This window comes from Rhizobiaceae bacterium (assembly GCA_023953845.1).
Taxonomy (GTDB): domain Bacteria; phylum Pseudomonadota; class Alphaproteobacteria; order Rhizobiales; family Rhizobiaceae; genus Arvimicrobium.
On record JAMLJC010000001.1, the window covers coordinates 1,459,108 to 1,484,841 of the forward strand.

A 25,734-nucleotide genomic window follows, 5' to 3' on the forward strand; every position below is an offset into this window, starting at 1 on the left:
AACTTGACGCAACAGAGCTTTTCATGTCGTTACGGCGCCGACGAGGATGATGACGCCGATGGCCAGCGAAGAGATCGTAGCGGAAATCCTGACCCGGCTCGGCAGGCGCTCGATCGTGTTTGTCGGTCTGATGGGCGCCGGCAAGACAGCGATCGGCCGCAAGGTGGCGGCGACGCTCGGCCTGCCGTTTCTGGACAGCGATCAGGAAATCGAGGCGGTTTCGCGCATGACCGTCCCGGAACTCTTCGAACGCTACGGCGAGCCCGAGTTCCGCGCTCTGGAACAACGCGTGATCGCGCGGATTCTGGAGCAGGGACCGCAGGTGCTTTCCACCGGCGGCGGCGCCTTCATGAACGAGCAGACGCGGAGCCTGATCGCGGGCAGCGCGGTGTCCGTCTGGCTGAAAGCCGAAATCGACGTCCTCATGGACCGCGTTTCCAAGAAGCAGAACCGGCCGCTGCTCAAGGCGCCGGACCCGCGCGCGGTGATGAAACGGCTGATGGCGGAACGTTATCCCGTCTACGCCACAGCCGACGTAACGGTTCCGACGCGCGACGAGAAAAAGGAGATCATCTCGGCCGAGGTGATCAACAGCCTGTTCGACCATCTGGCGGGCCGGAAGATGGCCACGGAGACCGCAGGATGAACGCTGAAACCGGGAAGGTCGACGTCGGGCTTGGCGATCGGTCCTACGACATTCTGATCGGCCCCGGCCTGATCGGCCGCGCGGGCCGGGAAATCGGGCAACGTCTGCCCGGCGTCCGCGCAGCCATCGTCACCGACGAGAACGTCGCCGCCGCCCATTTGCCGAAGCTTGCAGAAAGCCTCGAAGACGCAGGTATCGCCGCGACGGCTATCGTCCTGCCGGCCGGCGAGAAGACGAAAAGCTTCGACGCGCTGCAGCAGGTCGTGGATGGCGTGCTGGCCGCGCGACTGGAGCGCCGCGATGTCGTCATCGCGCTTGGCGGCGGCGTCATCGGCGACCTCACCGGTTTCGCCGCCGGCATCGTGCGGCGTGGCATGAACTTCGTGCAGGCGCCGACCTCGCTGCTGGCGCAGGTCGATTCCTCCGTCGGCGGCAAGACAGGCATTAACAGCCCGCGCGGCAAGAACCTTGTTGGCGTGTTCAACCAGCCCCGCCTCGTGCTGGCCGACACCGGAACGCTCGACACGCTGCCGTCGCGCGAGTTCCGCGCCGGCTATGCGGAAGTGGCGAAATACGGGCTGATCGACCGGCCTGACTTCTTCGCCTGGCTCGAAAGGAACTGGCGCGAAGTCTTTTCCGGCGGCCCGGCGCGCGCGCAGGCGATAGCCGAATCCTGTCGCGCCAAGGCAGAGATCGTGGCGCGCGATGAGTTCGAGACCGGCGACCGCGCCTTGCTCAATCTCGGCCACACATTCGGCCATGCGCTGGAAGCCGCGACGAATTACGACGGCAACCGCCTTGTGCACGGCGAGGGCGTCTCGATCGGCGTGGCGCTCGCGCATCGCTTCTCGGCGCGGCTGAACCTCGCAAGCCCCGACGACGCGGCGCGTGTGGAGGCGCATTTCCGCGATGTCGGCCTGCCCTGGCGCATGGCCGACATTCCCGGCCCCCTGCCCGATGCCGAAACCCTTCTCGGCTTCATCCAGCAGGACAAGAAGGTCACGCGCGGCACGCTCACCTTCATCCTGACCCACGGCATCGGCCAGTCTTTCATCGCCAGGGACGTTCCCGCATCGGAGGTTCTGGCGTTCCTCAAGGAAAACCATCCGGGATGACGGGCGGCCGATGACCATAGACCCCTGGGCCATCGCGACAATCGCGCTTCTGGCGCTGGGCCTCGGCGCGGTGCTGTTCCATCGACCGCTGCTGGGACTTCTAGGCTATGAACTGTGGCCCACCGAACCGCAGCGCACCGCTCGCGAGGAACTGATGTCCTCAGTCGAGGAACTGCAGCGGGAAGGCGGGGCGGTGACGCATGACCGCGCGCGCGTCGGCGGCCTGCTGGACCTGCATGAGCTGGAAGTCTCCGACGTCATGGTCCACCGCACCAAGATGCGCTCGGTCAATGCCGACATGCCGCCGGAAGCCCTGCTGCGCGAAATCCTCCAGAGCCCGCACACCCGCATGCCGCTGTGGCGCGGCACCGCCGACAACATCGTCGGCGTGCTGCATGCCAAGGACCTGCTGCGCGCCCTCAACGAGGTCGGCAACGACTTTTCGCGCATCGACGTGGCGAAGATCGCGTCGAAACCGTGGTTCGTGCCGGACACCACGACGCTGGAGGACCAGCTCAACGCGTTCCTGCGCCGGCGGAGCCATTTCGCCATCGTCGTCGACGAATATGGCGAGATGGAAGGCCTCGTCACGCTGGAAGACATCATCGAGGAGATCGTCGGCGACATCTCCGACGAGCACGATATCGACATGCAGGGCGTCAGGCAGGAGGCGGACGGGTCGGTCGTGGTCGACGGCTCCGTGCCGATCCGCGACCTGAACCGCGCGCTCGGCTGGGCGCTGCCCGATGACTGGGCGACCACGATTGCCGGGCTGGTGATCCACGAGGCGCAGTCCATCCCCGACGAAAAGCAGGCCTTCACCTTCCACGGCAAGCGCTTCATCGTGCTGAGGCGCGAAAAGAACCGGCTGACCCGCATCCGCATCCGTCCGCTTGCCGCCGCGACGGCCGATGCGATGAAGCCGCAGCCGACGGCGGCTGAGCCGGCAGGCGCGCCGGGTATGACGCCGAAGCCCGACCTACCGGCGGAATAGCGCCTCCGCAGCCGACTTGCTGGCGCCCTTGGCTGAAAGCTCGCCTTCGAGCCGGCCGATCTCCGCGCGCAGAAGTTCGATCCGTTCCGTCAGTTCGCCCACCGACAGCAACGACAGGTCCTGCCCGATCTCGTGCGCCTTTTTCGGCTTTTTCGGTTCGTCGTCGAAAAGCGCCATTTCCACTCCCTTCGCTTTGCAGTACCGGACGGTCAGCATAGATAGTCCAACGCGCGCAACGGGCAAATGCCCGATGGATTGTCGTGGAGCAGAAGGGGACGACATGACTGACACGCTTCCCGACCGGATGACGGCGATCGCGATCACGGAGCCCGGCGGTCCGCGCGTGCTGAAGCCTGAACGCCGTCCGCTGCCCGAACCCGACACCGGCGAGATCCTGATCCGCGTGAAGGCGGCCGGCGTCAACCGGCCGGACGTTCTGCAGCGAAAAGGCGCCTATCCGCCGCCGCCCGGCGCATCCGACCTGCCCGGCCTTGAGGTTTCCGGCATCGTTGTCGCATGCGGCGAAGGCGCCGAACGCTGGCGCATCGGCGCGGAGGTCTGCGCGCTGACGCCCGGCGGCGGCTATGCCGAATACGTCAAGGTGCACGAATCCAACGCCTTGCCGATACCGCACGGCTTCACTTTCACCGAGGCCGCGGCGCTCCCCGAAACCTTCTTCACCGTCTGGCACAACGTCTTCGAGCGCGGAGCGCTGAAGCCCGGCGAGTTCCTGCTGGTCCATGGCGGCAGCTCCGGCATCGGCACCACCGCGATACAGCTTGCCACGCAACTCGGCTCGAAGGTCATCGTCACCGCCGGCTCGGCGGAGAAATGCGCCGCCTGCGAGAAGCTCGGCGCAGTGCGCGCCATCAACTACCGCACGGAGGATTTCGTCGCCGTGGTCAAGGAGGTCACCGGCGGCAAGGGCGCCGACGTGATCCTCGACATGGTAGCCGGGGACTATGTCGCGAAGAACTACCACGCAGCGGCGATGGACGGGCGCATCGTCCAGATCGCCACGCAGGCGGGAGCGGTGGCGAGCGCGGATTTCGCGCGGCTGATGATGAAGCGGCTGACGCACACCGGCTCGACGCTCCGCCCGCGCGGCGTCGAGTTCAAGGGCGCTATCGCGGCCGCGCTTGAGGCCAATGTCTGGCCGCTGCTCGCCGAACGCCGCATCGCGCCTGTGATGGACATGATCTTCCCGCTCACCGAAGCCTGGCGCGCGCATGAGCGGATGGAGGAAGGCGAGCACATCGGCAAGATCGTGCTCGACGTGGCGTAGGGCCGACGGCGCACCGGGGATGGCGCTCAGTCCTCGCGCAGCCTGTCGAGCAGGGTGCGCATGTAGAAGCGCATGCAGGCTTCCGCCGCGATCATGCCGCGCCGGCCGAAATCGTTGACGCAGTCCGCGCGCGCGAAGGCGACCGTCCGGCAGCGGCGCGTCTTGCGGCAGGCGCGAAAGCGGCAGCGCAGGGGCGCGTCGTCCATATCCGCGCCGACGGCGAGGGCAAGCGCGAGCATGCGGTCGAAATCCGGGATCTCGCGCAGCCTGGCGAGCGTTTCCTCCCGCAGCGCGGCGATCCGCACCGCTTCGCCCTGCACACCGCTGGCACCGTCTTTCTCGCCCAGGCAAATCTCCTTTCGGCATGAAGGATCGTTCCCGCGCGCGATCGTCGCGGCGGGTGGGAAACGGACGCATGGCAGGCGTCGAGGCAATGAAATTCGAGACGCGCGCCATGCGTCCGTCCGATGGCTTGCCCTGCCGCCGGCCCGGCTGCGTCACGAGGCAGCCCGTCGGCGACGGCTCGGGCCCGGACCTGGGGGCTCATCGCCCAGCCGCACCACCGTCAGTGCGACCGGCCCGGCATCGACGCTTGCCCGGATGCCCGGTGCGCATCCGTTCCCGGCGCAAGCGATTTCGAGGCGGGATTATGCGCGCACTTTTCCGGACGGGGAGAAAATAGCGCTGGCATTCTTGATTCTATTGGGAAATCCGGCGAATCCATCCCCGTCGGCCGGGACTACGCCGGGGTTTGGACCGTTTCCTTCCGGCAACCGGGGGATCAAGTCAGCCGCGGCGCGGCGCCTCGATTGCGGCGACGTCGATCTTGCGCATGTCCATCATCGCCTCGAAAGCGCGCTTGCCTTCCGCGCCGCCAACCGCCAGCGCCTCGGTCAATACGCGCGGCGTGATCTGCCAGTTGACGCCCCACCGGTCCTTGCACCAGCCGCAGGCGCTCTCCTGACCGCCATTGCCGACGATGGCGTTCCAGTAGCAGTCGGTCTCTTCCTGATCGTCGGTCGCGATCTGAAACGAGAAGGCCTCGTTGTGCTTGAACATCGGACCGCCATTGAGGCCGATGCAAGGGATGCCGAGGACCGTGAAATTGACGACCAGAACGTCGCCTTGCTTGCCGGATGGAAAGTCGCCGGGCGCGCGATGGATGTCGCCGACGGCGCTGTCAGGGAAGGTCTCCGCGTAAAAGCGGGCGGCCGCCTCGGCGTCGTTGTCGTACCAGAGGCAGATCGTGTTCTTGGGGGTGGACATCTCGCTTCCTTTGCTTTCGAGCCGTTGCTTCGGGGCGCGCGCATGGGTTTGCTTCGATAGGGGAACGGGCAACGCGCACGGGAGAATGACGTTCCGGGCGCGTGATTTCCGACAGCACGGCCAAGAAATTCAGCGAACCGGAATAAGGCACGCCGGAACGGCGCGAATTCCGGCCTTCGCGATGCCTTTCCCGCTTTTCGTTGCTCTTTGCATGCATCCCGGCTATATACCTCCCCGATTTCCCAAAATTGGTGGCTTTGCCCACCGCCCGCGAAAGGGACGCGGGCGAACGAGAGGATATTTTTCGATGGCCAATACCCTGCTGATGCCCAAGGCGACCGCCGTCTGGCTGGTCGACAACACCGCGCTTTCCTTCGATCAGATCGCCCAGTTCTGCACGCTTCACCCGCTTGAGGTGAAGGCTATCGCCGACGGCGAATCCGCGCAGGGCATCAAGGGCATGGACCCGATCATGACCGGCCAGCTGACCCGCGAGGAGATCGCGCGCGGCGAAGCCGACGAGAATTATCGCCTGAAGCTCTCGGACCCGAAGGTGCGCGTGCCGGAATCCAAGCGCAAGGGTCCGCGCTACACGCCGCTCTCCAAACGGCAGGACCGCCCCAACGCCATATTGTGGCTGGTGCGCAACCATCCCGAACTCAAGGACGCGCAGATCTCGCGCCTCGTCGGCACGACCAAGGCCACCATCGAACAGATCCGCGAGCGCAAGCACTGGAATGCCGCGAATCTCGTGCCGATGGACCCGGTGACGCTCGGCCTCTGCTCGCAGATCGACCTCGACATCGAGGTGCAGCGCGCCTCCAAGGGCCTCGCGCCGGCCGCGCCGACGGGCGACACGCTGCTGCCGGCCGCACTCACCGAGCGCCTGACGCCCGAAACCGAGAAGCCGAAGCGCGACGAGGACGAGGAACTCGACGCGAATGCCGTCTTCGCCAAGCTTTCGGCGCTGAAGTCGAAGGAGCCGGCTGAGGACGATTCGGGCGAATAGGAAAGATCGGTGAGCAGATGGCGCCGGCTCGCCGTTCACCGCTCACAGATCTCCGTTCACAGCCCTCAAATGCCGTATTGGCCTTCCCGGCGTGAGCGCCTGCGCCGCCGCGACGATGCCGGCGGCGTCGATGCCGAAATGGCGGTAGAGCGAGCCGAGCGAGCCGGTCTGTCCGAAATGCTCGACGCCGAGCGAACGCGTGCGATGGCCGGCCACCGAGCCGAGCCAGGCAAGCGTTGCCGGATGGCCGTCGATGACCGTGACCAGCCCGCAATGCGGCGGCAATCCGTCGAGAAGCCTTTCTATGTGGCTCTTCGCATGGACGAGCCCCTTTTCGCGCGCGTGTGATGCGGCGGTCCAGCCGGCGTTCAGCCGATCGGCCGAGGTGACCGCCAGCAGGCCGATGTCGCGGCGGTCCTCCCCCATCAGGCCGACTGCCTCGATCGCCTCCGGCGCCACCGCGCCGGTATAGGCGACGACGAGTTGCGCGTTCGGCCCCGGCTTGCGCATCCAGTAAGCGCCGTTGATGACGTCCTCGGCGAGTTCGGACGTCATCTGCCGCTTCGGCTGGTCGATGGTGCGGGTGGAAAGACGCAGATAGACCGAGCCGCCGACATGATCGCGCAGCCATGACAGCGGGTCGGGCTCGGCCTCGCCATCGCGCTGCACATAGTCGAAGGCCCAGCGCATGATGGCGGCCAGTTCGTCGACGAAGGCCGGCTCGAAGCTCGCCAGCCCGTCCTGCGCCATGCCGATCAGCGGCGTGGCGATCGACTGGTGCGCGCCCCCTTCGCCGGCCAGCGTGATGCCGGACGGCGTGGCGGCAAGAATGAAGCGCGCATCCTGATAGCAGGCGTAGTTCAGCGCATCGAGCCCGCGCTGGATGAACGGGTCGTAGAGCGTGCCGACCGGGATCAGCCGTTCGCCGAAGATCGAATGCGACAGGCCGAGCGCCGAGAGCAGGATGAAGAGGTTCATCTCGGCGATGCCGAGCTCCATGTGCTGGCCCTTGGGCGAAAACGTCCAGTTGTAGGTGGACGGAATGCGCTCGGCCTTGAAGACGTCGGCCAGTTCCTTTCGGGCGAAGAGGCCGCGGCGGTTCACCCAGGCACCGAGATTGGTCGAGACGGTGACGTCGGGCGAGGTCGTCACGATGCGGTCGGCGAGCGGAGCGTCCGACTTGCCGATCTCATGCATGATGAGGCCGAAACCCTGCTGCGTCGACATGGCCGGTTGCGCGCCGAATTCCAGCGTTTCCGGCACGGGCAGGCGTGGCGCGTGATAGCGGCGGGCGCCCTTCGCGTTGAACGGTACCTTCGCCAGAAAGGCCTTCAGTTCGGCCGGCGTGGCATCAAGCCCCTCGAACGGCTCCCATTCGCGGCCGGCACGCACCTTCAACGCCTCCTGCAAGGACGCGACCTGCGCCGGCGTCATCAGCCCGGCATGGTTGTCCTTGTGGCCCGCGAGCGGCAGGCCGAACCCCTTGATCGTGTAGGCGATGAAGCAGACCGGCCGGTCGTGCTTGCGCGCCGCCTCGAAGGCTTCGAGCAGCGACGGCATGTCGTGGCCGCCGAGATTGCCCATCAGCCGGGCGAGTTCGTCGTCGCTGCGGCTGTCGATCAGGCGCGAGACGTCGCCCTGGTCGCCGAGATCGTCGCTGAGGCGCTTGCGCCATGCCGCGCCGCCCTGGAAGGTGAGCGCCGAATAGAGCTGGTTGGGGCAGGCGTCGATCCAGTCGCGCAGCTTGTCGCCGCCCGGCTCGGCGAAGGCGGCCTGTTGCAGCTTGCCGTGCTTGATGATGACGACATCCCAGCCGAAATTGCGGAACATCGCCTCGAAGCGCGCCCACAGGCCCTCGCGCACCACGGCGTCGAGGCTCTGGCGGTTGTAGTCTACCACCCACCACGTGTTGCGCACGCCATGCTTCCAGCCTTCGAGCAAGGCTTCGAAGATATTGCCCTCGTCCATCTCGGCATCGCCGATCAACGCGACCATCTTGCCTTCCGGCAGGTCGCCGCCCCAGCCCTTGGTGCGGATGTAGTCCTGCGCCAGCGAGGCGAAGAGCGTCTGCGCCACGCCGAGACCGACCGAGCCGGTGGAGAAATCCACGTCGTCGGTGTCCTTGGTGCGCGAGGGATAGGATTGCGCGCCCTTGTAGCCGCGGAAGTTCTTCAGCTTCTCCAGCGTCTGGTTGCCGAGCAGATACTGGATGGCGTGGAAGATCGGGCTGGCATGCGGTTTCACCGCAACGCGATCCTCCGGCCTGAGCACCGAGAAGTAGAGCGCCGTCATGATCGTCGCCAGCGACGCGGAGGAGGCCTGGTGGCCGCCGACCTTCAGCCCGTCCTCGCTGTCGCGCAGATGGTTGGCGTTGTGGATCATCCACGTCGCGAGCCAGAGCACCTTGCGCTCCAGATCGCCGAGCATCGCCACTTTCCTGTCGGCCATGACCGCTTCTCCCGGTTCCGAAAGCCAGCATAGGGCGTGATCGGGGGCGAAACCGATCAAAAACAGGTTGTTTGAGCCATCGATTTGGCTCAAATATCCAAGAAATCCGCCAAAGCAGGTGAAATGAACCAATGTCGGAAATAGACGACATCGACCGCAAGATCATTGCCGCGCTGCAGGCGGACGGCAAGATCACCGTCAACGAACTGGCCGAACAGGTCGGGCTGTCGCCCTCGCCCTGCGCGCGGCGCGTCCGGATGCTCGAACAGGCCGGCGTCATCAAGGGTTATGCCGCCATCATCGACCAGAAGAAGGTCGGCCTGCCGATCAGCGCCTTTGCCTCGATCAAGCTGGAGCGCCAGCGCGAGGACGCGCTGGAACGTTTCTCCAAGGCGGTGGCGCGCTGGCCGGAAGTGGTGGACTGCTATCTGATGACCGGGCAGCGCGACTACCTGCTGCGCATCGTCGTGCGCGATCTCGAGGCCTATGAGCACTTCCTCAACGACAAGCTGACGCGCCTCGACGGCGTCGCCTCGATCGAGACCAGCTTCGCGCTGAAGCAGGTGAAGCGCTCCGAAATTTTGCCGATCGGTTAGAGCTACACGCCCTCCAGCACCACGATGGTCGGGCGGTCCGGCAAGGTCTTAAGCGTCACCTCCAGCGAGCGGCCGTCGCGATAGTCGACCGCGAAACCCTCGCCCATCAGGCCAAGGAATTCGCCGAGCGGCGTCGAGTGCCGGTGCATGGGCAGGATCATCGAGGAATAGAGCCGTGTGGCGATCTCGCTCATCGAGCCGAGCGACTGGGTCATGCCGCCGTCGATCGGCACCATCAGTATATCGAGCCGGCCGATCGCGCCGTATTGCTGGTCGCTGAGCCGCGTATGCAGGTGGCCGAGATGGCCGATGCAGAGATTGGCGACCTCGAAGATGAAGATCGAGTTGCCGTCGCGCTCCAGTTCGCCGCCCCAGTTGCGGATGTCGGTCGGCACATTGCGGATATAGACGTCGTCGACCACCACGGCGTGCCTTGCAGGACCGCCTTCCGGATTCCAGCCGCGCAGCACATACCCGATGCGCGGATCCGGAGCATCGGTGAAATGGGTGCGGTGCGCCTTGTTCATGGTGACGACGTCGGGCAGCGGATCGCCGCCATAGACGCCCGAGAAATCGGTGGCGATGCGCACGCCGCCGGGAGTCTCGATGATATAGGTGGAATGGCCGGCATAGGTGATCCTCACCGGTCCGTCGACGAAAGTCTGCGTCAGGGTCGGCGCCGGCGAGAAGCTGGCATAGGTGACACCGGGCAACGCGTTGGCAATCGCCACGCATCTGCTGGGGACCGGCGCTTCCTGCGCCTGCGCCGGAGCGATCAGCCACAGCAGGGACAGCGAAACGATTGCCGCGACGGATCTGACGATACGGCTGGCAGGCATGAGGAATCTCCGCGGCTGGCAGTCGGCGCCCCTCCCACACTATGCACCGCGCGCGCCGAGCAGGATGTCACAAATGCGCGAGTGACCAGATATGCCGCCGACTGGACCTTTTCCGGCGATTTATTTATATAGCCGGCCATTCCGAACATCCCGATAGTCACGAACAGGGGCACTATGGCCGGCCATTCACAATTCAAGAACATCATGCACCGCAAGGGCCGCCAGGATGCGGTGCGGTCCAAGATGTTCTCCAAGCTCGCGCGCGAAATCACGGTAGCGGCGAAGGTCGGCTTGCCCGACCCGGCCATGAACCCCCGCCTGCGCCTCGCCATCCAGAACGCCAAGGCCGAATCGATGCCGAAGGACAACATCCAGCGCGCCATTAACAAGGCGTCCGGCGGCGACACGGAGAATTATGAGGAAGTGCGCTATGAAGGTTACGGCCCGGGCGGCGTCGCCCTCATCGTCGAGGCGCTGACCGACAACCGCAACCGCTCGGCCTCCAACGTCCGCGCCGCCTTCACCAAGGCCGGCGGAGCGCTCGGCGAAACCGGCTCGGTGTCGTTCATGTGGAACCGCGTCGGGGAAATCTACTATCCGGCATCGGCCGGCGACGCTGACAAGGTGATGGAAGCGGCCATCGAAGCCGGCGCCGACGATGTCCAGTCCGACGAGGACGGTCACACCATCATCTGCGCCTTCGAAAATGTCGGCGACGTGTCGAAGGCGCTGGAAGCGGCGCTCGGCGAGGCGGAGAGCGTCAAGGTGATCTGGCAGCCGCAGAACAACGTGCCGGTCGACGAGGAACGCGCTCAGTCGCTGATGAAGCTTGTCGCCACGCTCGAGGACGACGACGACGTGCAGAACGTCTATGCCAATTTCGAGGTGGACGAAGCCACCCTGGCGAAGCTCAGCGCGGCGTGAGCGAAACCCGGCGCCCCGCCATCCGCATCACCTACTGCACGCAGTGCCAGTGGCTGCTGCGCGCGGCATGGATGGCGCAGGAGCTGCTGTCGACCTTCGGGCCGGATCTCGGCGAGGTGTCGCTGGTGCCCGGCACCGGAGGCATTTTCGAGATCACCTGCAACGGCGCACTGATCTGGGAACGCAAACGTGACGGCGGCTTTCCCGATGCCGCGAAGCTGAAGCAGCTGGTGCGCGACGAGGCCTTTCCGGACCGTGAACTCGGCCATTCCGATCGCAAGAAGGCGGAATGATCAGGCCTGCCAGAACTGATCCAGCCACAGATTGACCTTGACGAAGCCCGGCGTGCTGACGCTGTAGAAGCGGCGCGTGCCCTCGGCGGTGACGATCACCAGTCCCGCATCGAGCAGCACCTTCAGATGCTGCGACACGGCAGGGCGCGAGACGGGCAGGCCGGCGGCGAGCTGGTTGACGGTCTTTGGGCCGCGCCTCAACTCCTCGAGCAGATAGCGGCGGTTGGGATCGGCGATGGCTGTGAAGGCATCGATCGTGACCATCCGCTATTTGTGCTGCAACTGCGAAGGAAACTCAACTCTCCTGTTCGGGCCTGGTGCGCGGATCGAGGCGCGTCGCCTCCGGCGTGACCGCCCGATCCGCCGGCATCGTCTTGAACGCCTCGCGCTCGTCGACGGGCACCGGTGCGCGGCGGCTGATGCGCCGCGCGGCATAGCCGGCGAGCAGCACATGGGCGAACGCGCTCGCCAGGAACAGGCTTTCGGGGCGCATGGTGGTCATCAGCGTCGAGCCGATGATCGGGCCGATGATCGTGCCGAAGCCGTAGAGCAGCAGCAGGCCGCCCGAGACCTTCACGAAATCCTCGGGCCTGGCATGATCGTTGGCGTGGGCGACCGCCAGCGAATAGAGCGTGTAGGCGAAGGCGCCGTAGGCCGCCGTCATGGCGATGACGAAGGCGCCGGAACGCGGCGTGAAGAGAAAGATGACAATACCCACCACGGCCGCCGCCGCGGCCGCGCCGATCAGCACGTAGCGGCGGTCGGTGCGGTCCGAGAGCCGGCCGACAGGCATCTGCAAGGCCGCTCCCGCGACCACGACAAGGCTCATCATCAACGCGATCTCGGCCGTGCTGATGCCGATCTGCGCGCCGTAGACCGCGCCCAGCGTGCCCCACGCGCCGTTGGCGACGCCAATCAGCAGGCAGGCGACGAAGGAGACCGGCGATGTGGCGTAGAGACCGGCAAGATCGAGGCGGACATCCTGCAGCGGCTGCGGGCTGGCCTGCGAGGACACCGCCGTCGGGATCAGAGCCAGACAGAAGAAGATGCCGGCGACCATGAACAGGGAGTCCTGTCGCACGTCGCCCATGGCGACGATCATCTGCCCAACCATGATGGAGCCGTACGTCACCATCATGTAGAGGCCAAAGACGGTGCCGCGGTTCTCGTTGGTCGCCTTCTCGTTCAGCCAACTCTCGATGATCATGAAGGCGCCGGCCATGACGAAGCCGGTGAAGGCCCGCAGCATGATCCAGACGGCTTCGCCGATGATCAGTCCGGTGAGCAGCGCGACGATTGCCGCCGATGCTGCGAAGGCGCCGAAGGCGCGCACATGGCCGGCCTGACGCACGAGGCGCGGGGCAAAGAAGCAGCCGGCGACGAAGCCGCCCGCCCACGCCGTGCCCATCAGGCCGAGCGAGAGGGTGGAAAATCCTTCCGCCTGGCCCCGCAGCGGCAGTAGCAGGCCGTGCAGCCCCGAGGCCGCCAGCAGGAAGGCCGTGCCGCGCAGCAACGAGAAGATGGGTCGATAGGTTGCGAACATGGCTCCACCCGGCTCGAATCGGTATTCCGAGGCGACCTTATCGATTCTTGTGGCGAGACTAGAGCCTGTTATGGCCCATGGACAGATCCGCGCTTGCGGCCGATCGATTCAGCCTGATGCGGAGGAGGAGACACTGTCGGCCGAGATCCCGGAGACGAGGGTCGCCAGTTCCGGCTCGTCGATCAGCGTCGCGGCATCGGCCGGTGACAGCCATGCGCGCTCGCGCGTGGCGGCTTCCTTCCATTCCGGCAGCACATCGTCCGCGATGAGAAGGAAGACGGTTACCTCGACCGGCACGAAGGCGTCGGACAGACGTTTCCAGTAGCGATACTTGCCGAGCGGCTCCTTGCGGGTATGTCCCGTCACGCCGGCTTCCTCCCGCGCCTCGATCAGCGCCGCCTGCCTGCCGTCCTTTCCTTTCATCGGCCAACCCTTCGGCACGATGAACCGGCGCGTCCCGCGCGACGTCACCAGCATGACCTCCGGCCTGCCGTCGCGCAGCCGGAAAGGGATCGCCGCGACCTGGCGGATCGGTCTTCCCTTTTTCGCCTTGCGAACGGCGGCCTTCTCGTTCGGCATGCCGGCCAATTGCCTCCCAGCTGTCAGGTGACGGGAAATAGCACGGGTCGCCTGCTGCCGTCCTCCTTTCGGGAAAACGTCGCGCCGTTGCGAATCGTTGCCCCGCCCGCCAATAGTTAGACGGCGAATGATCGCGTCACGCAACCCAAAAGAAAGACAGTCAGGCGCTGGCCAGCGCGATCACCCCGCAGCCTACGATGACGGCCGACAGGAGGCGTTGCGCGACGGGTCTTTCGTGAAACAGCACGATGCCGATCAGGGCAGCGAAAATGACGCTGGACTCACGCACCGCCGAAACGGCGCCCAGCGGCGCAAGCGTCTTGGCGTAAAGCACGAAGCCATAGGCCAGGACGGCCAGCAATCCGCCGAAAAGCCCGAGCACGAAGGTCGATCCCGACACGTTCATGCGCCTCAGACGGCGGCGTCCGAGAATCATCAGGCCCACGGGAAACTCAAGCAGGAAGAGCCAGCCTATGTAGGTCATCGGATCTTCCGAATGCCGGACGCCGATGCCGTCGACGATCGAATAGCCGGCTATCGTTATGCCAAGTATGGTTGCGACGCCGATGGCGCGGGGATCGGCCCGATGCCGCCCGCGCGGGAAGGCGAGCAGCGCGATGCCGCATGAGATGGCTGCGAGCCCTATCCATCCGAGCGGCGTCAGCGTCTCGCCGATGAATACGAATGCGCCGAGCGCCACCAGCGCCGGCGCGAGGCCGCGCTGGATCGGATAGACCTGGCTCAGGTCACCGAGCCGATAGGCCTGGAAGAGCAATCCATAGTACGCATAGTGGATCAGCGTCGAAAGGCCGACATAGAGCCAGATCTCGCTCGACGGCGGCGGCGATATGATGATCAGGAATGCGCCGGCGACCGCATGGGAGAGCGAAACGGCCGCGATGACGACGGCGCGGTCGCTGGCGCCCTTGACGACGGCGTTCCAGCTCGCGTGCAGCACCGCCGCGAAAAGCACGATGACGAGAGCCGTACCGGACATGAATTGCTTTGCCAGCTAGGACAGGACGAGCCGGCATGCGCCAAACCGGGCCGAAACGCAAAGGCGAAATGCTGTGCCAGCCCGTCCCGCACCGGAATCAACGGCGGCCTGCGGAACCTCAGTGGCGGAAGTGACGGGTGCCCGTGAACACCATGGCGAGGCCATGTTCGTCGGCCGCCGCGATCACCTCGTCGTCGCGCATCGAGCCGCCGGGCTGGATTACGGCCGTGGCGCCGGCCTCCGCAGCCGCAAGCAATCCGTCGGCGAAAGGAAAGAAGGCGTCGGACGCGACGATCGAGCCTTTCGTCAGCGGCTCGGAGCGGCCCGCCGCCTCGACGGCGTCGAGCGCCTTGCGGGCCGCGATGCGCGAGGAATCGACGCGGCTCATCTGGCCGGCGCCGATGCCGACGGTCGCGCCATCCCTGGCATAGACGATGGCGTTCGACTTGACGTGCTTGGCGACGCGGAAGCCGAATTTCAGATCGGCGAGCTCCTGCGCCGAAGGGGCGCGTCTGGTCACCACCTTCAGATCCATGTCGTCGACGCTCGCCGCGTCGCGCGACTGCACGAGCAAGCCGCCCGCCACAGATTTCACGCCGACCCCTGCCGCACGCGGGTCCGGCAGGCCACCGGTAACCAGCAGACGGAGGTTCTTCTTCGCCGCGATCAGCGCAACCGCCTCGTCCGTGGCGGCCGGCGCGATGATGACTTCGGTGAAGGTCTTCACGATCTCCTCCGCCGCCTCGCCGTCGAGCAGACGGTTGACCGCGACAATGCCGCCGAAGGCCGAGACGGGATCGCAGGCCAGCGCGGCGAGATAGGCCTCGCACAGCGATGCGGCTTCCGCCACCCCGCACGGATTGGCGTGCTTGATGATGGCAACGGCCGCCGTGCGCGCCGGATCGAATTCGGCGACCAACTCGAAGGCGGCGTCGGTGTCGTTTATGTTGTTGTAGGAGAGCTGTTTGCCCTGCAGCTGACGCGCCGTTGCGACGCCCGGCCGCGCCTCGCCCGTGACGTAGAAGCCGGCCGTCTGATGTGGATTCTCGCCGTAGCGCATGACGGTGTGCAGCCTGCCGCCAAAAGCGCGAAACGCCGGCTCCTCGATGTCGAGCGCTTCCGCGAACCAGCCGGAGATTGCCGCGTCATAGGCGGCGGTGCGGGAGAAGGCTTTTGCCGCCAGCTTCTTGCGGAACTCCAGCGACAGACTGCCGATATTGACCTCAAGTGCGTTGAGGACGACGGCATAGTCTTCCGGATCGACCACCGTCGCGACATAGGCGTGATTCTTGGCAGCGGCGCGCACCATGGCCGGACCGCCTATGTCGATGTTCTCGACGACCGAGGCGTAGTCACCGCCCGACGCGCGAACTGCCTCGAAGGGATAGAGGTTCACGACCAGAAGGTCGATCGGCTCGATGCCGTGCTCGCGCATCGCCTCCCGATGCTCCGGATCGCCGCGCACCCCGAGCAGCGCGCCATGCACGGAAGGGTGAAGCGTCTTCACCCTTCCGTCCATGATTTCCGGAAAGCCGGTGAGCTGCGAAACGTCGCGCACCGGGATGCCCGCATCGGCGATGGCCCTGGCGCTACCGCCTGTCGAGACGAGCTCGACCCCGCGTGCGGCGAGGGCGGCCGCGAAGTCGACGAGGCCGGCCTTGTCGGAAACCGACAAAAGAGCGCGCTGCACCTGCACGAGATCGGGCGCCGGAATATTCTTGGACGGCACAGCCATGGAGGATTCCTGCAAGGAAAAGGAGATGGCCGCGCCCTACCATATAGAGCCGCCAAGTCAAAGCGCAGGTGTCGCGCCCCGGCCGTCAGCCGGTCTCGAAATCGCCGGGTTGCGGCGGCGCAATCGGCGTGAACAGAGTACGGTCGGGCTTGAGATCGAGCAGGGGCGTGCCATCGAGGCAGTCCATGCCACGCACCATCAGGTTGGCGCCGTCGCGTTGGACGAGCGTGGCAAGGGAGGTGCCGATCGGATTCGGCCTGACGGGAGACCGCAGCGAGAACGTTCCTCTTGCCGATCCGTCATTGGCCGGGCTTTGCCGCACCAGATCCCGGCGCGACAGATGAAGCCAGTACAGCACCTCGATGCGTTCGAAGCGTTCGATGCCCTCCAGCGCGGCGACCCAAGGCTCGAAAAGCTCGATGCGGCACAGCGGGCCGTCAGGACGACCCTGCCGAGGCGTCTTCAGACGCGACGTCCACGGCGTATGAATCCTGCCGATGAAGATCAGGCCCGCATCGTCTGGCGGCGGGATGGCGACGGCGACCTCGCCATTCCTGATCTCGTTCTCGCGGACCATCCGCGGTCAGTCGACAGCAACCATAACGTCCGACGCCTTGATGACGGCATAGGCCTGCTTTCCGACCTCGAGCGCCAGATCGTCGACGGCCGCGTTGGTGATGGAGGCGGTGACGGCGGAGCCGCCTATGTCGAGCACGACATGAGCCGTCGTCGCACCCTTGGTGATTTGCACCACCTTGCCACGTAGCAGATTGCGGGCACTGATCTTCATGATGCGCTCTCCCTTGCCGGAAAGACAGATTGTTATGTTCGGGCATATACATCGGTCAAGCACGGAGATACCCGCGCGACGCCGCTTCTGTCCGCCGGCGTCAGCGGCTGGACCGCGTGAAACGCCAGCGCACCTGATGCAGCTGTGAGGCCCGGAACGAGAGCACGATCTGGCGCGTGCGGCGCGGCCCGATGATGGAGGCGAAGAAGATCGAATCCTCGACAGTCGGCGCGACGTCCGGAGAGGCCAGCGTCCAGCGCTCCTGCTGCGGCGTTCCGAGCACCAGCCGGTCACGATCGTCACGAAAAAGCTCGATATCCGGATGCAGGTGGAAGCGCACCGAGACCGCGTCCTGAGTGGTGTCGCGGACCTTCTCGCCCTTCGGGCCGAAGAAGCGATCCACGCCGGTGAGCACATAACCTTCCTCGGAAAGGTTCAGTTCGCGCTCATGCAATATGCCGAAGCGCGCCATATAGCCGTCATGGCTGGCCACGAAGCCCTGCCGGCCCGGCTTGTCCAGCCTGACCGAGCGCACTTCCTGCGGGCCTTCGACCAGCGGCGTGCCCAGCCAGGCGACGATATTGGGGGGCAGGCTGAAACGCGCCGAGGACGTGTCGTTGAGCGTCGCCGTGGAATGCGCGGCGGTAGCGCGCCCCAGTGGCCGGAAATCCTCCACGCCATAGGCGTCTACGCCTGAATTGACGATGATGTTCTGCCGGCCCGAAGACATCTCGAAGGAGAGGCACCCGGCATGGGCGCGCTTCGAAACGTCGAGCGGCGGCGGCGCGCCGGTATCCGCAATGACCACCGTCGCGCCGAGCGCCAGACGCTCGTAACCGGAATGCGGCGCATGCAGCAGCGGCGCCCCGACCGTCTCGTCATGGCGCAGTATGGCCGCGATCCGGTCCTGGATCGTCGCGCCCATGCCGTTGAAGCGGGCAAGCGAGCCGTCGCCATGCCGGAAGAAACGCAATGCCGGCAGCATGCGCTCGACCGCGCCGATCAGCTCCTGCGGCGGCGTCTCCGCCTGGTTGGCATAGGTCTGCCGCAGCGGCAGCAGATCGGCGAGCAGTTCCAGCACCGACAGTGGGTCACGCGAGATGTGGCCGCCATCCGGCAGGATCTGGCGGTCGAGTTCCAGCGCGAGGTTGCGCGTCGCGCTGCGCAGCGCCGATGGCGGCGCCGGCAGCGAAAGCGCGGAAAAGGCGAGCGCGATACGGCCCCGCAGCCGGTCGCGGCCATCGGGCATGTCGGAGGCAACGGAGCGCAGATAACGAATCTGGACGGCAAGCGATTTCAGGAAGGCACGGTAAAACGGAAACTCGGCCCCCTGCAGCACGACGGGCGAATGCTGCAGCCACGCGATGATGCGCTTGGCCACCGTCGCCGGCTCCCATGCGGGACCGGCGATCCTGCCGCCGTGGAGCGCGATCCAGTCGGAGACGAGCGAACGCGCATTTGCCGCGGCGAGATCGGAGCCCGCGGCGCGCATATGGCGCAGCCAGCGGAAGCCATGGAGGCTGCGCAGCCAGCGGCTGTTGGCGACCTCGATCTGGAAGGGCGACTCCTCGCCTGTTTCCACCAGCTGCCCGGCCAGAGGGAAGCGGCCATGATAGATCTCGACGGCGATCTGTGGATCGGCAAGGCGCAGATCGGGCGGCGCGATCAGCACACGCTCCGGTGTGCGGCCGGCATAGCGCCACCGATAGTTCGGCCCGGCGCGCAAACGGCGGCTCGCCTGCTTCCACATCCTGCGGGCAACCAGCGCCCAAAGGCGCGGCGAGTTGCCTCCTCCGCTTGCCAAAAATGCCCACTCCTGACCGTTCGCCCCCGGTGCCGAGATAACTAAGGTGATTCAGCCTTTTTCGCGAGCGCTGAAATGACCGGCCCGTCAGACGGCCTTGATGAGGCGGGCGGCGAAGAAGCCGTCGAGCCCGGAAATGCCCGGCTCCGCCAGCACCAGATCGGCCGGTGTCGTGCGCAGCAATCCCTCGGGGGTGACGAAGCCGGCGATTCCCGGCAATTCGTCCGGCGTGATCGGATCGAGCCGCGCGACGGCGTGTTCGGCGAGATGACGCCGGACAAGCTGTTCACCCTCCAGCGGGTCGAGCGAGCAGTTGGAAAACACCAGCCTGCCGCCCGGCTTGAGCAGGTCGAAGGCGCGCGCCAGCAGCCGCGCCTGAAGGTCGGCGAGCTTTTCCACATCCTGTGGCGATTTGGTCCAAGGCACGTCGGGGTGGCGGCGCACCGTACCGGTGGACGAGCACGGGGCGTCGAGCAGGATCGCGTCGAAAGGCGCAGATGGAGCGTAAGTCGACACATCCGCCTGCACGATGTCGGCGGCGAGGTTCAGGCGATCGAGATTGGACCGCAGCCGGTCGAGACGGCTTTTCGACAGATCGACCGCCGTGACATGCGCCCCTGCGAGTACGAGCTGGGCCGTCTTGCCGCCCGGCGCGGCGCAAAGATCCGCGACACGCTTGCCGCCGATTTCGCCGAGAAGCCGGGCTGGAAGAGCGGCGGCGGCGTCCTGCACCCACCAGTCGCCGTCGGCGAATCCCGGGAGGTCCGGCACCGGCGCGGAGAGGCGCGAAACCCGCACCGACCCGGTCGGCAGCACGAAACCGCCGAGCCGGTCTGCCCAGCCGTCTGCATCCGCCTTGACCGAAAAATCCACCGGCGCCTCGTGGCGGTGGGCAGCGAGAATGGCGCGGGCCTTCGTCTCTCCATAGGCATCGGCAAGACGGGACCGGAACCAGTCAGGCGCGTCGACCGTCTCGTCCAGCGTCTTCGCCAAAGACCGTTCTTTCGTCCGCGCCACCGAGCGCAGAACGCCGTTCACCAGCCCGGCAAAACGCTGCGTGCGCGGATCGCCCTTGGCATGCGTGACGGCGAGGTCGACAGCCGCGCTGTCCGGTATGTCGAGGAACAGGATCTGGGCCGCGGCGACGTGCAGGATATGCGTCAGCGTCGTGGCGTTCGCCGGCAGCGGCCGTTCAAGCTGCCGGTCGAGCAGCCGGCCGATTGTGACACGGAACCGCAGCGCGGTGGTGAGGATCGCCCGGACGAGCGTACGATCGCGACCCTCGAGCGCGCGGAACTGCGGATGTCCGTGCTCGGCGTCGGTCAGGCCGTCGAGCGGTGTCTTCGCATCGATGACGGCTGCGAGCAGCCGGGCGGCCGCCATCCGCGCCGCGAGACCGGGCACGGATGGTTCCGGCGCGAGACGCGGCCCCTTTCTCTCCCGCTGCTTTTTCGTGCGAGGCGGCTTGCCGCCCGCCGGGCGTTCACTCACGACCAGCGGCCTTTGGGTCCGGTCGGATTGCGACCCCAGGGCCCGCCGGGCTTCTTGCTCTCCGGCGGCGGGGATGGCGCATCACCTGACGGCGCGCCCCATGGGCCGCTCGGAGACGCGCCGCTATCCGTCGCGCGGCCCGACATTTCCGGACGCGCAGGGGGCGTGTCAGGACGGCGCGGCGCTTGGGCACGGGGCTCCAGTCCGACGCCGTCACGCGCCATCTTCTCCAGCGCGGCAATACGGTTTCCCGTGTCCGGATGTGTTGAGAACAGATTGTCCATGCGCTCGCCGGACAGCGGGTTGATGATGAACATATGCGCCGTTGCCGGGTTGCGCTCCGCCTGCAGGCTGTGGATGCGCTGCGCGGCGGCCGCGATCTTCTTCAGGGCCGAGGCGAGCCACAGCGGATTGCCGCAGATTTCCGCGCCGCGGCGGTCGGCGGAATACTCGCGCGTGCGGCTGATCGCCATCTGCACCAGCATGGCGGCAAGCGGCGCGACGATGACGGCCACGAGCACGCCTATGAGTCCCAGCGGATTGTTGTTCTCGCGGCTGTTGCCGCCGAAGAAGAAGGCGAAGTTGCCGAGCATTGAGATCGCGCCGGCAAGCGTCGCCGTGACGGTCATGGTCAGCGTGTCGCGGTTCTGGATATGCGCCAGCTCGTGCGCCATGACGCCCGCCGCTTCCTCATAGGAAAGGCGCTCCAGGAGGCCAGTCGTCGCGGCCACGGCGGCATTTTGCGGATTGCGTCCCGTGGCGAAGGCATTGGGCTGCGGGCTGTCGATCAGATAGACCTTGGGCATCGGCAGGCCTGCGCGCCTTGCGAGCTCGGAGACGATGCGGTGGAACTCCGGCGCGGTGCGCGCATCGACCTCGACGGCGTTATAGGCGCGCAGCACCATCTTGTCGGCATTCCAGTAGCTGAACAGGTTCATGCCGGCCGCGATGATGAACGCGATCGCCATGCCGCCCGATCCGCCGATGAGGTAGCCGACGCCCATGAAGAGCGCTGTCATCGCGGCCAGAAGCATTGCGGTGCGCATCACGTTCATCATTCACTCCGGACGCCGCCTCGTTTCTCTGGCGGCAAGGTCATCTGGCCTATATCATGGTATGAGGACTGCACGCTTTCAATGATCGCACGCGCAATGACCCAATCGAACGAAAATGCACCCGAAACGCCGACGACGGCGACGCCCGCCAGGGCGCTTTCGCCGGCGGCACGGCGCGCCCTGGAAGAAGCTGCCGGCCGCCGTGCCGATTACGTGGCCAGCGAGGCCCGGTTGCCGAAGGAAATCGGTGGGCGCAAGGGGCTGGAACCGGGCCGCTACGGCGATTGGGAAGTCAAGGGCCTGACAAGCGACTTCTGACACAGGCGACTTCTGACCTCTGCGTCGACACGATCTTTCGGGCAGGCTGGAACCGGATCCGCCCGCGCAGAGTTATGCGTGCTGCTCCCCGATAGCGGCGATGAGAGGTTCCCGACGATGCATATCCGGCTCGGTTATGAAATCGCGATCGATTGCGATGCGCCGACACATGTCGTTTCCATGCTCGACGTCAATCGCGACCGGCAGGCGGATATCCAGCGTCAGACGCGGTTCATGACAAATCCTTCCGTTCCGGTGAGCTGCTATGTGGACAGCTTCGGCAACACCTGCCGCCGCTTCACCGCGCCGTCCGGCGGGGTGAGAATCCTCTACGACGCCGTCGTCGAGGACAGCGGGCTGCATGACGAGGTGAACACCCTCGCCGGCGAGACGCCGGTGGAGAAGCTGCCCAGCAATGCGCTCGTCTACCTGCTCGGCAGCCGATACTGCGAAACGGATCACCTAAGCCAGCAAGCATGGAACCTGTTCGGCCATCTCCCGCCCGGCTGGGCGCGCGTGCAAGCGATCGTGGACTACGTCCACAACCGCCTGTCATTCAGCTACGGCTACGCGCGCTCGACGCGCACCGCCGCGCAGGCGCATGAGGAACAGGTCGGCGTCTGCCGCGATTTCGCGCATCTCGCCATCGCGCTTTGCCGCTGCATGAACATACCGGCGCGCTACGTGAACGGTTTCCTTGGCGACATAGGCGTGCCTGCGGACCCGGCGCCGATGGATTTTTCCGCCTGGACGGAAGTCTATCTCGACGGCAAATGGTACACGTTCGACGCCCGCCACAACAGGCCGCGCATCGGCCGCGTCGTCATCGCACGCGGGCGGGACGCCACCGACGTCCCGCTTCTGCATACGTTCGGGCCGCACCGTCTCACGACATTCAAGGTCTGGACCTACGAGCAGGAAAGCCATCCGGTGCGGCCGCCCGTGCAGGGTATCGACCGCACGATGACCAATCGCATGATAGCCTGACGGCATATGTGTCAGAATGGCACGCCTTGCCGTGTCCCGCATCGGGGCACCGAAAGACCGCGTTAACCTTTCCTAAGATTGACGGGGAAGTCGGTCCGGTCACATTTCCCTAGGCGATCGGTCATTAAGGCTTGCGTAACCTTAATGAAACCTTGGCATCAATGATTTCAACATCTTGTCAGGCCTCACCTGCCCAAGACTGACGGTTTGAGCGAAATCGGCAGCGTTCCTGCTTGGCCTGCGCCAGAGGCCACAGAGGAACGAGAAGATGCGCTCATTCCAGACTTCCACCAGTGTCGCGAAACGATTCGCTGAAGATCGTCGCGGCAATTTCGCAATCCTGACCGGCATCGTGCTGACCACGGTCACCATGGCCGTCGGGATGGCGGTAAATACCGCCCAGTCCTACCATGTGAAATCGAGCCTGAGATCGGCGCTCGACGCGGCGGTGACCTCGACCGCCTACGACATCACGACCGGCAGGATAAAGCCGGACGATGCGCAGGCGAATGTCGAGAAGTTCCTCAACATCAATGGCCGCGCAGTCTTCTCCACGCAGGGCGAGTACACGCTGCTCCCGGTGGTGGTGGACACGACCGCCCGCACCATCGCGGCGACCGCCTATGCCAATGTCGATCTCGCTTTCCCGTTTTTCGGCATGGAGGACCCGCGCGTCACCATCGAGAGCGCGGCGCTCTATTCGGACAAGCAGATCGAGGTGGCGATGATGCTCGACGTCACCGGCTCGATGGGCAAGACGAAGAAGACCGACAAGATCGGCGACCTGCAAAATGCGGCAAGAAACGCCGTCAAGACGATGCTCGACGAGCAGGATCCGAAGAAGCCCCGCATCCGTGTCTCGATCGTGCCCTACGCATCCGGCGTCAATACGGGCGGGCTAAGCAAAAACGTCTTCTTCGAAAGCTCCGGCAGCGGCGATCTCCCGCCGGCACAGGACAGCGCCGTCATCAAGGCGGCGACCGGAAAGACGGAACTGCCTTCCTACAAGGAGTATCTGAAGATCGTCGCGGACAGCTTTCCGGCTCCGGCCAAGACGAAATGCGCAACGGAGCGCAAGCTTCTCGACGGCACGGCGGATCTCAGCGGTGATGGGCCCGACACAGTACGCAAGAATAAGAGCGACAAAGCCTATTGGGCCATGGTCAATCGCGACGATCACATGACCACCAGCGGCATGAACAGCTGTCCGGATGCTCCTGTCATTCCGCTCACCGCGGATGCGACGGCGCTCCTCGACAGCATCAAGGATTTCAAGGCCAGTGGCTACACGGGCGGCGCCATCGGCATCCAGTGGACCTATTACATGCTGTCGTCAAAATGGCGCGACGTCATAGCGGATGCAGGCCTCGGCAGCGGGCCTTCGCCCAGCAATCCGAAGCATCTTGCCAAGGTCGCTATCCTTATGACCGACGGCCAGTTCAACACGGCCTATGCGGGCGCCGGCAGCAACTACAACGGTCAGGGAAATCTCGCCCGCAAGAACGCCGAATCGCTCTGCAAGAACATGCGCAACGAGGGCATCGAGATATTCACAATCGGCTTCGACCTCAACAATCCCGACATGTCCGAAGCGGAGCGCAACGCCGCCAAGGGTGTCCTGAAGAATTGCGCCTCGACCACGCCGTCGACGACAAAACACTATTTCGAGGCGTCCACCGGCGAGGAACTCGACGCCGCCTTTCAGGCGATCATCGCCAACACCGAGAAAATCGCGCTGACGAAATAGCGCTCCAACTAAAAAGGCCGTCGTTCCCTCGGGAACGACGGCCTTCCGTGACTTTCGTCCAGCGCGCGACCGTCAGCGATGACTTTCGTCATCGGCCGCACGTGACCGCGCTTCAGCGGAGAGGCTGCTCTCCGTGAAGGCAATCCGCCGAGATCACGCTCTGGCACACGAAACCACTCGACATCGGATCACCTCCTTTCAATTGGTTGGACACGACGGCAATGTGGGATATCCCGTTCCGCTTCGCAAGAGCGAAAGAGACCGGCCGGGAGAGAAGAATGCGCGAACAGCAGATCATGGCCGAAGGCCTGCAGTTTCCGGAGGGTCCGGTCGCCTCTGCCGACGGATCGGTTCTCGTTGTGGAGATCCAGCGCAGGACAGTCACGCGTGTCGCCGATGACGGTAGCGTCGAAAGACTGGCGGAACTGCCCGGCGGACCGAACGGTCTCGCCATGGGGCCCGACGGATTTCTCTACATCTGCAACAATGGCGGTTTCCTCTTCAACGAGATCGACGGTCTGAACCGCGTCAAACCGGGCGTGCCGGAAGGCTATGCTGGCGGCTGGATCGAACGCCTCCATCTCGCTACGGGCCGTCGCGAAGTGCTGTACCGGACTTGCGGCGAACACCCCCTCGTCGGACCCAACGATCTGGTTTTCGACAGCCATGGCGGCTTCTATTTCACCGATTTCGGCAAGATCTACCCGCGCTTCCGTCCCAATGGCGGCCTTTACTACGCGCAGGCGGACGGGTCGCGGATCGTCGAGATCGCCTATCCGATGATCCTGCCGAACGGCGTCGGCCTCTCGCCGGACGGCCTGATCGTCTATGCGGCCGAAACGGAGACGGGAAGGCTCTGGGCCTTCGACCTCGAAGGTCCTGGACAACGCAAGCCCCCGGCCTCGAGCGCACCGCATGGCGGCCGACTCGTCTGCGGCCTTGGCGGTTACCAGCGGCTCGACAGCCTTGCGGTCGACGCTGCCGGCAACATCCATGTCGCCACGCTCGTCACCGGATGCATCACGGTGATCAGCCCGGCGGGCGAGGTGCTCGACCAGGTCATGACCGGTGATCCGATGACGACGAATGTCTGCTTCGGCGGTCCGGAACTGAAGACCGCCTACGCCACGCTGTCAGGAAAAGGGCAGTTGGTACGCTGGGAAGGCGAGCACAGGGGCTCGCCTCTGCCCCATGGAGACTTTGCGTAAGTCTGGGACAGCGTACGGACCGGCTTGCCGGCCCAAGCCCCGCGCCTTTCGGAAGTCGCGGACGT

27 protein-coding genes are annotated in these 25,734 nt (G+C 65.4%); 12 read left to right on the plus strand and 15 right to left on the minus strand.

The window, feature by feature from the left end:
* The first annotated feature begins 58 nt into the window (after positions 1–58).
* Genes M9955_07255 through M9955_07265 form a run of 3 tightly spaced genes read left to right on the plus strand, consistent with a single transcriptional unit; the run spans position 59 to position 2,755 of the window.
* Positions 59–646 carry a shikimate kinase gene (locus tag M9955_07255; GenBank protein MCO5081441.1) on the plus strand — a complete coding sequence of 196 codons (588 nt, stop codon included), beginning with the start codon at positions 59–61 and terminating at the stop codon, positions 644–646.
* Complete coding sequence (aroB, locus tag M9955_07260; GenBank protein ID MCO5081442.1) at positions 643–1,761, plus strand: 3-dehydroquinate synthase; 1,119 nt, start codon at positions 643–645, stop codon at positions 1,759–1,761. The genes M9955_07255 and aroB overlap by 4 nt, the downstream gene beginning before the upstream one ends.
* A 10-nt stretch (positions 1,762–1,771) precedes the next feature.
* On the plus strand, positions 1,772–2,755 hold the full coding sequence (locus tag M9955_07265; GenBank protein MCO5081443.1) for a CBS domain-containing protein: 984 nt from the start codon (positions 1,772–1,774) through the stop codon (positions 2,753–2,755).
* Here M9955_07265 and M9955_07270 read toward each other — a convergent pair.
* The gene (locus M9955_07270) at positions 2,741–2,932 is read right to left on the minus strand and encodes a DUF1192 domain-containing protein (GenBank protein ID MCO5081444.1); all 192 of its coding nucleotides are present in this window, start codon (positions 2,930–2,932) and stop codon (positions 2,741–2,743) included. The two genes, M9955_07265 and M9955_07270, sit on opposite strands and share 15 nt — an antisense overlap.
* 103 nt (positions 2,933–3,035) lie before the next feature.
* On the opposite strand from M9955_07270, the gene M9955_07275 reads away from it, so the two are divergent.
* On the plus strand, positions 3,036–4,040 hold the full coding sequence (locus M9955_07275; protein ID MCO5081445.1) for an NAD(P)H-quinone oxidoreductase: 1,005 nt from the start codon (positions 3,036–3,038) through the stop codon (positions 4,038–4,040).
* Between the two features lie 26 nt (positions 4,041–4,066).
* Here M9955_07275 and M9955_07280 read toward each other — a convergent pair whose 3' ends face one another.
* Positions 4,067–4,360, minus strand: coding sequence for a hypothetical protein (locus tag M9955_07280; GenBank protein ID MCO5081446.1), 294 nt, complete (start codon positions 4,358–4,360; stop codon positions 4,067–4,069).
* A gap of 466 nt (positions 4,361–4,826) precedes the next feature.
* Positions 4,827–5,306 carry a VOC family protein gene (locus M9955_07285; GenBank protein ID MCO5081447.1) on the minus strand — a complete coding sequence of 160 codons (480 nt, stop codon included), beginning with the start codon at positions 5,304–5,306 and terminating at the stop codon, positions 4,827–4,829.
* 307 nt (positions 5,307–5,613) lie between these two features.
* On the opposite strand from M9955_07285, the gene M9955_07290 reads away from it, so the two are divergent.
* Positions 5,614–6,315 (plus strand): DUF1013 domain-containing protein, encoded by a 702-nt coding sequence (locus M9955_07290; protein MCO5081448.1) that lies wholly within the window; start codon positions 5,614–5,616, stop codon positions 6,313–6,315.
* A 42-nt stretch (positions 6,316–6,357) separates the two neighbouring features.
* Here the strand turns inward: M9955_07290 and M9955_07295 are convergent, their stop codons facing one another.
* Entirely contained in the window at positions 6,358–8,763 is a 2,406-nt protein-coding gene (locus M9955_07295; protein MCO5081449.1) for a transketolase, read from the minus strand.
* Between the two features lie 131 nt (positions 8,764–8,894).
* Between M9955_07295 and M9955_07300 the strand changes: the two genes are divergently transcribed.
* On the plus strand, positions 8,895–9,359 hold the full coding sequence (locus M9955_07300) for an Lrp/AsnC family transcriptional regulator (GenBank protein MCO5081450.1): 465 nt from the start codon (positions 8,895–8,897) through the stop codon (positions 9,357–9,359).
* Positions 9,360–9,361: 2 nt separating this feature from the next.
* On the opposite strand, the gene M9955_07305 is transcribed toward M9955_07300, so the two are convergent.
* Positions 9,362–10,198, minus strand: a complete 837-nt coding sequence (locus M9955_07305; GenBank protein ID MCO5081451.1) for an MBL fold metallo-hydrolase — start codon at positions 10,196–10,198, stop codon at positions 9,362–9,364.
* Between the two features lie 174 nt (positions 10,199–10,372).
* On the opposite strand from M9955_07305, the gene M9955_07310 reads away from it, so the two are divergent.
* Complete coding sequence (locus tag M9955_07310) at positions 10,373–11,122, plus strand: YebC/PmpR family DNA-binding transcriptional regulator (protein MCO5081452.1); 750 nt, start codon at positions 10,373–10,375, stop codon at positions 11,120–11,122.
* Positions 11,119–11,415, plus strand: a complete 297-nt coding sequence (locus tag M9955_07315) for a SelT/SelW/SelH family protein (protein ID MCO5081453.1) — start codon at positions 11,119–11,121, stop codon at positions 11,413–11,415. Before M9955_07310 ends, M9955_07315 begins: the two co-directional genes overlap by 4 nt.
* On the opposite strand, the gene M9955_07320 is transcribed toward M9955_07315, so the two are convergent.
* The 10 genes from M9955_07320 to htpX form a co-directional block, all read right to left on the minus strand.
* A complete protein-coding gene (locus tag M9955_07320; protein ID MCO5081454.1) occupies positions 11,416–11,679 on the minus strand; it encodes a metalloregulator ArsR/SmtB family transcription factor in 264 nt (87 codons plus the stop codon).
* Positions 11,680–11,710: 31 nt separating this feature from the next.
* On the minus strand, positions 11,711–12,958 hold the full coding sequence (locus tag M9955_07325; protein MCO5081455.1) for an MFS transporter: 1,248 nt from the start codon (positions 12,956–12,958) through the stop codon (positions 11,711–11,713).
* A gap of 108 nt (positions 12,959–13,066) precedes the next feature.
* Positions 13,067–13,537 (minus strand): NUDIX hydrolase, encoded by a 471-nt coding sequence (locus M9955_07330; protein ID MCO5081456.1) that lies wholly within the window; start codon positions 13,535–13,537, stop codon positions 13,067–13,069.
* Positions 13,538–13,697: 160 nt separating this feature from the next.
* Positions 13,698–14,534, minus strand: a complete 837-nt coding sequence (locus M9955_07335) for an EamA family transporter (protein ID MCO5081457.1) — start codon at positions 14,532–14,534, stop codon at positions 13,698–13,700.
* Between the two features lie 118 nt (positions 14,535–14,652).
* Complete coding sequence (purH, locus tag M9955_07340) at positions 14,653–16,269, minus strand: bifunctional phosphoribosylaminoimidazolecarboxamide formyltransferase/IMP cyclohydrolase (GenBank protein ID MCO5081458.1); 1,617 nt, start codon at positions 16,267–16,269, stop codon at positions 14,653–14,655.
* 85 nt (positions 16,270–16,354) lie between these two features.
* Positions 16,355–16,846 carry a tRNA (N6-threonylcarbamoyladenosine(37)-N6)-methyltransferase TrmO gene (gene tsaA, locus M9955_07345; protein MCO5081459.1) on the minus strand — a complete coding sequence of 164 codons (492 nt, stop codon included), beginning with the start codon at positions 16,844–16,846 and terminating at the stop codon, positions 16,355–16,357.
* A gap of 6 nt (positions 16,847–16,852) precedes the next feature.
* Positions 16,853–17,059 (minus strand): molybdopterin-binding protein, encoded by a 207-nt coding sequence (locus tag M9955_07350; protein ID MCO5081460.1) that lies wholly within the window; start codon positions 17,057–17,059, stop codon positions 16,853–16,855.
* 100 nt (positions 17,060–17,159) lie between these two features.
* Positions 17,160–18,809, minus strand: a complete 1,650-nt coding sequence (locus M9955_07355) for a heparinase II/III family protein (protein MCO5081461.1) — start codon at positions 18,807–18,809, stop codon at positions 17,160–17,162.
* 141 nt (positions 18,810–18,950) lie between these two features.
* Positions 18,951–20,393: a methyltransferase domain-containing protein gene (locus M9955_07360; protein MCO5081462.1), complete on the minus strand. Its 1,443-nt coding sequence runs from the start codon at positions 20,391–20,393 to the stop codon at positions 18,951–18,953.
* On the minus strand, positions 20,351–21,409 hold the full coding sequence (htpX, locus tag M9955_07365; GenBank protein MCO5081463.1) for a zinc metalloprotease HtpX: 1,059 nt from the start codon (positions 21,407–21,409) through the stop codon (positions 20,351–20,353). The genes M9955_07360 and htpX overlap by 43 nt, the downstream gene beginning before the upstream one ends.
* A gap of 96 nt (positions 21,410–21,505) precedes the next feature.
* Between htpX and M9955_07370 the strand changes: the two genes are divergently transcribed.
* The 4 genes from M9955_07370 to M9955_07385 all read left to right on the plus strand — a co-directional run bounded on the left by M9955_07370 (position 21,506) and on the right by M9955_07385 (position 25,669).
* A complete protein-coding gene (locus tag M9955_07370) occupies positions 21,506–21,727 on the plus strand; it encodes a DUF1674 domain-containing protein (GenBank protein MCO5081464.1) in 222 nt (73 codons plus the stop codon).
* Positions 21,728–21,844: 117 nt separating this feature from the next.
* Positions 21,845–22,714: a transglutaminase family protein gene (locus M9955_07375; GenBank protein ID MCO5081465.1), complete on the plus strand. Its 870-nt coding sequence runs from the start codon at positions 21,845–21,847 to the stop codon at positions 22,712–22,714.
* 268 nt (positions 22,715–22,982) lie between these two features.
* Complete coding sequence (locus M9955_07380) at positions 22,983–24,461, plus strand: pilus assembly protein (GenBank protein ID MCO5081466.1); 1,479 nt, start codon at positions 22,983–22,985, stop codon at positions 24,459–24,461.
* A 278-nt stretch (positions 24,462–24,739) separates the two neighbouring features.
* A complete protein-coding gene (locus M9955_07385; GenBank protein MCO5081467.1) occupies positions 24,740–25,669 on the plus strand; it encodes an SMP-30/gluconolactonase/LRE family protein in 930 nt (309 codons plus the stop codon).
* The last annotated feature ends 65 nt before the right edge of the window (positions 25,670–25,734 follow it).

Coding starts and splice junctions, on each gene's coding strand:
- M9955_07255 (MCO5081441.1), top strand. CDS start 59: ATGGCCAGCGAAGAGATCGTAGCGGAAATCCTGACCCGGCTCGGCAGG.
- aroB (MCO5081442.1), top strand. CDS start 643: ATGAACGCTGAAACCGGGAAGGTCGACGTCGGGCTTGGCGATCGGTCC.
- M9955_07265 (MCO5081443.1), top strand. CDS start 1,772: ATGACCATAGACCCCTGGGCCATCGCGACAATCGCGCTTCTGGCGCTG.
- M9955_07270 (MCO5081444.1), bottom strand. CDS start 2,932: ATGGCGCTTTTCGACGACGAACCGAAAAAGCCGAAAAAGGCGCACGAG.
- M9955_07275 (MCO5081445.1), top strand. CDS start 3,036: ATGACTGACACGCTTCCCGACCGGATGACGGCGATCGCGATCACGGAG.
- M9955_07285 (MCO5081447.1), bottom strand. CDS start 5,306: ATGTCCACCCCCAAGAACACGATCTGCCTCTGGTACGACAACGACGCC.
- M9955_07290 (MCO5081448.1), top strand. CDS start 5,614: ATGGCCAATACCCTGCTGATGCCCAAGGCGACCGCCGTCTGGCTGGTC.
- M9955_07295 (MCO5081449.1), bottom strand. CDS start 8,763: ATGGCCGACAGGAAAGTGGCGATGCTCGGCGATCTGGAGCGCAAGGTG.
- M9955_07300 (MCO5081450.1), top strand. CDS start 8,895: ATGTCGGAAATAGACGACATCGACCGCAAGATCATTGCCGCGCTGCAG.
- M9955_07305 (MCO5081451.1), bottom strand. CDS start 10,198: ATGCCTGCCAGCCGTATCGTCAGATCCGTCGCGGCAATCGTTTCGCTG.
- M9955_07310 (MCO5081452.1), top strand. CDS start 10,373: ATGGCCGGCCATTCACAATTCAAGAACATCATGCACCGCAAGGGCCGC.
- M9955_07320 (MCO5081454.1), bottom strand. CDS start 11,679: ATGGTCACGATCGATGCCTTCACAGCCATCGCCGATCCCAACCGCCGC.
- M9955_07325 (MCO5081455.1), bottom strand. CDS start 12,958: ATGTTCGCAACCTATCGACCCATCTTCTCGTTGCTGCGCGGCACGGCC.
- M9955_07330 (MCO5081456.1), bottom strand. CDS start 13,537: ATGCCGAACGAGAAGGCCGCCGTTCGCAAGGCGAAAAAGGGAAGACCG.
- M9955_07335 (MCO5081457.1), bottom strand. CDS start 14,534: ATGTCCGGTACGGCTCTCGTCATCGTGCTTTTCGCGGCGGTGCTGCAC.
- purH (MCO5081458.1), bottom strand. CDS start 16,269: ATGGCTGTGCCGTCCAAGAATATTCCGGCGCCCGATCTCGTGCAGGTG.
- tsaA (MCO5081459.1), bottom strand. CDS start 16,846: ATGGTCCGCGAGAACGAGATCAGGAATGGCGAGGTCGCCGTCGCCATC.
- M9955_07350 (MCO5081460.1), bottom strand. CDS start 17,059: ATGAAGATCAGTGCCCGCAATCTGCTACGTGGCAAGGTGGTGCAAATC.
- M9955_07355 (MCO5081461.1), bottom strand. CDS start 18,809: ATGTGGAAGCAGGCGAGCCGCCGTTTGCGCGCCGGGCCGAACTATCGG.
- htpX (MCO5081463.1), bottom strand. CDS start 21,409: ATGAACGTGATGCGCACCGCAATGCTTCTGGCCGCGATGACAGCGCTC.
- M9955_07370 (MCO5081464.1), top strand. CDS start 21,506: ATGACCCAATCGAACGAAAATGCACCCGAAACGCCGACGACGGCGACG.
- M9955_07375 (MCO5081465.1), top strand. CDS start 21,845: ATGCATATCCGGCTCGGTTATGAAATCGCGATCGATTGCGATGCGCCG.
- M9955_07380 (MCO5081466.1), top strand. CDS start 22,983: ATGCGCTCATTCCAGACTTCCACCAGTGTCGCGAAACGATTCGCTGAA.
- M9955_07385 (MCO5081467.1), top strand. CDS start 24,740: ATGCGCGAACAGCAGATCATGGCCGAAGGCCTGCAGTTTCCGGAGGGT.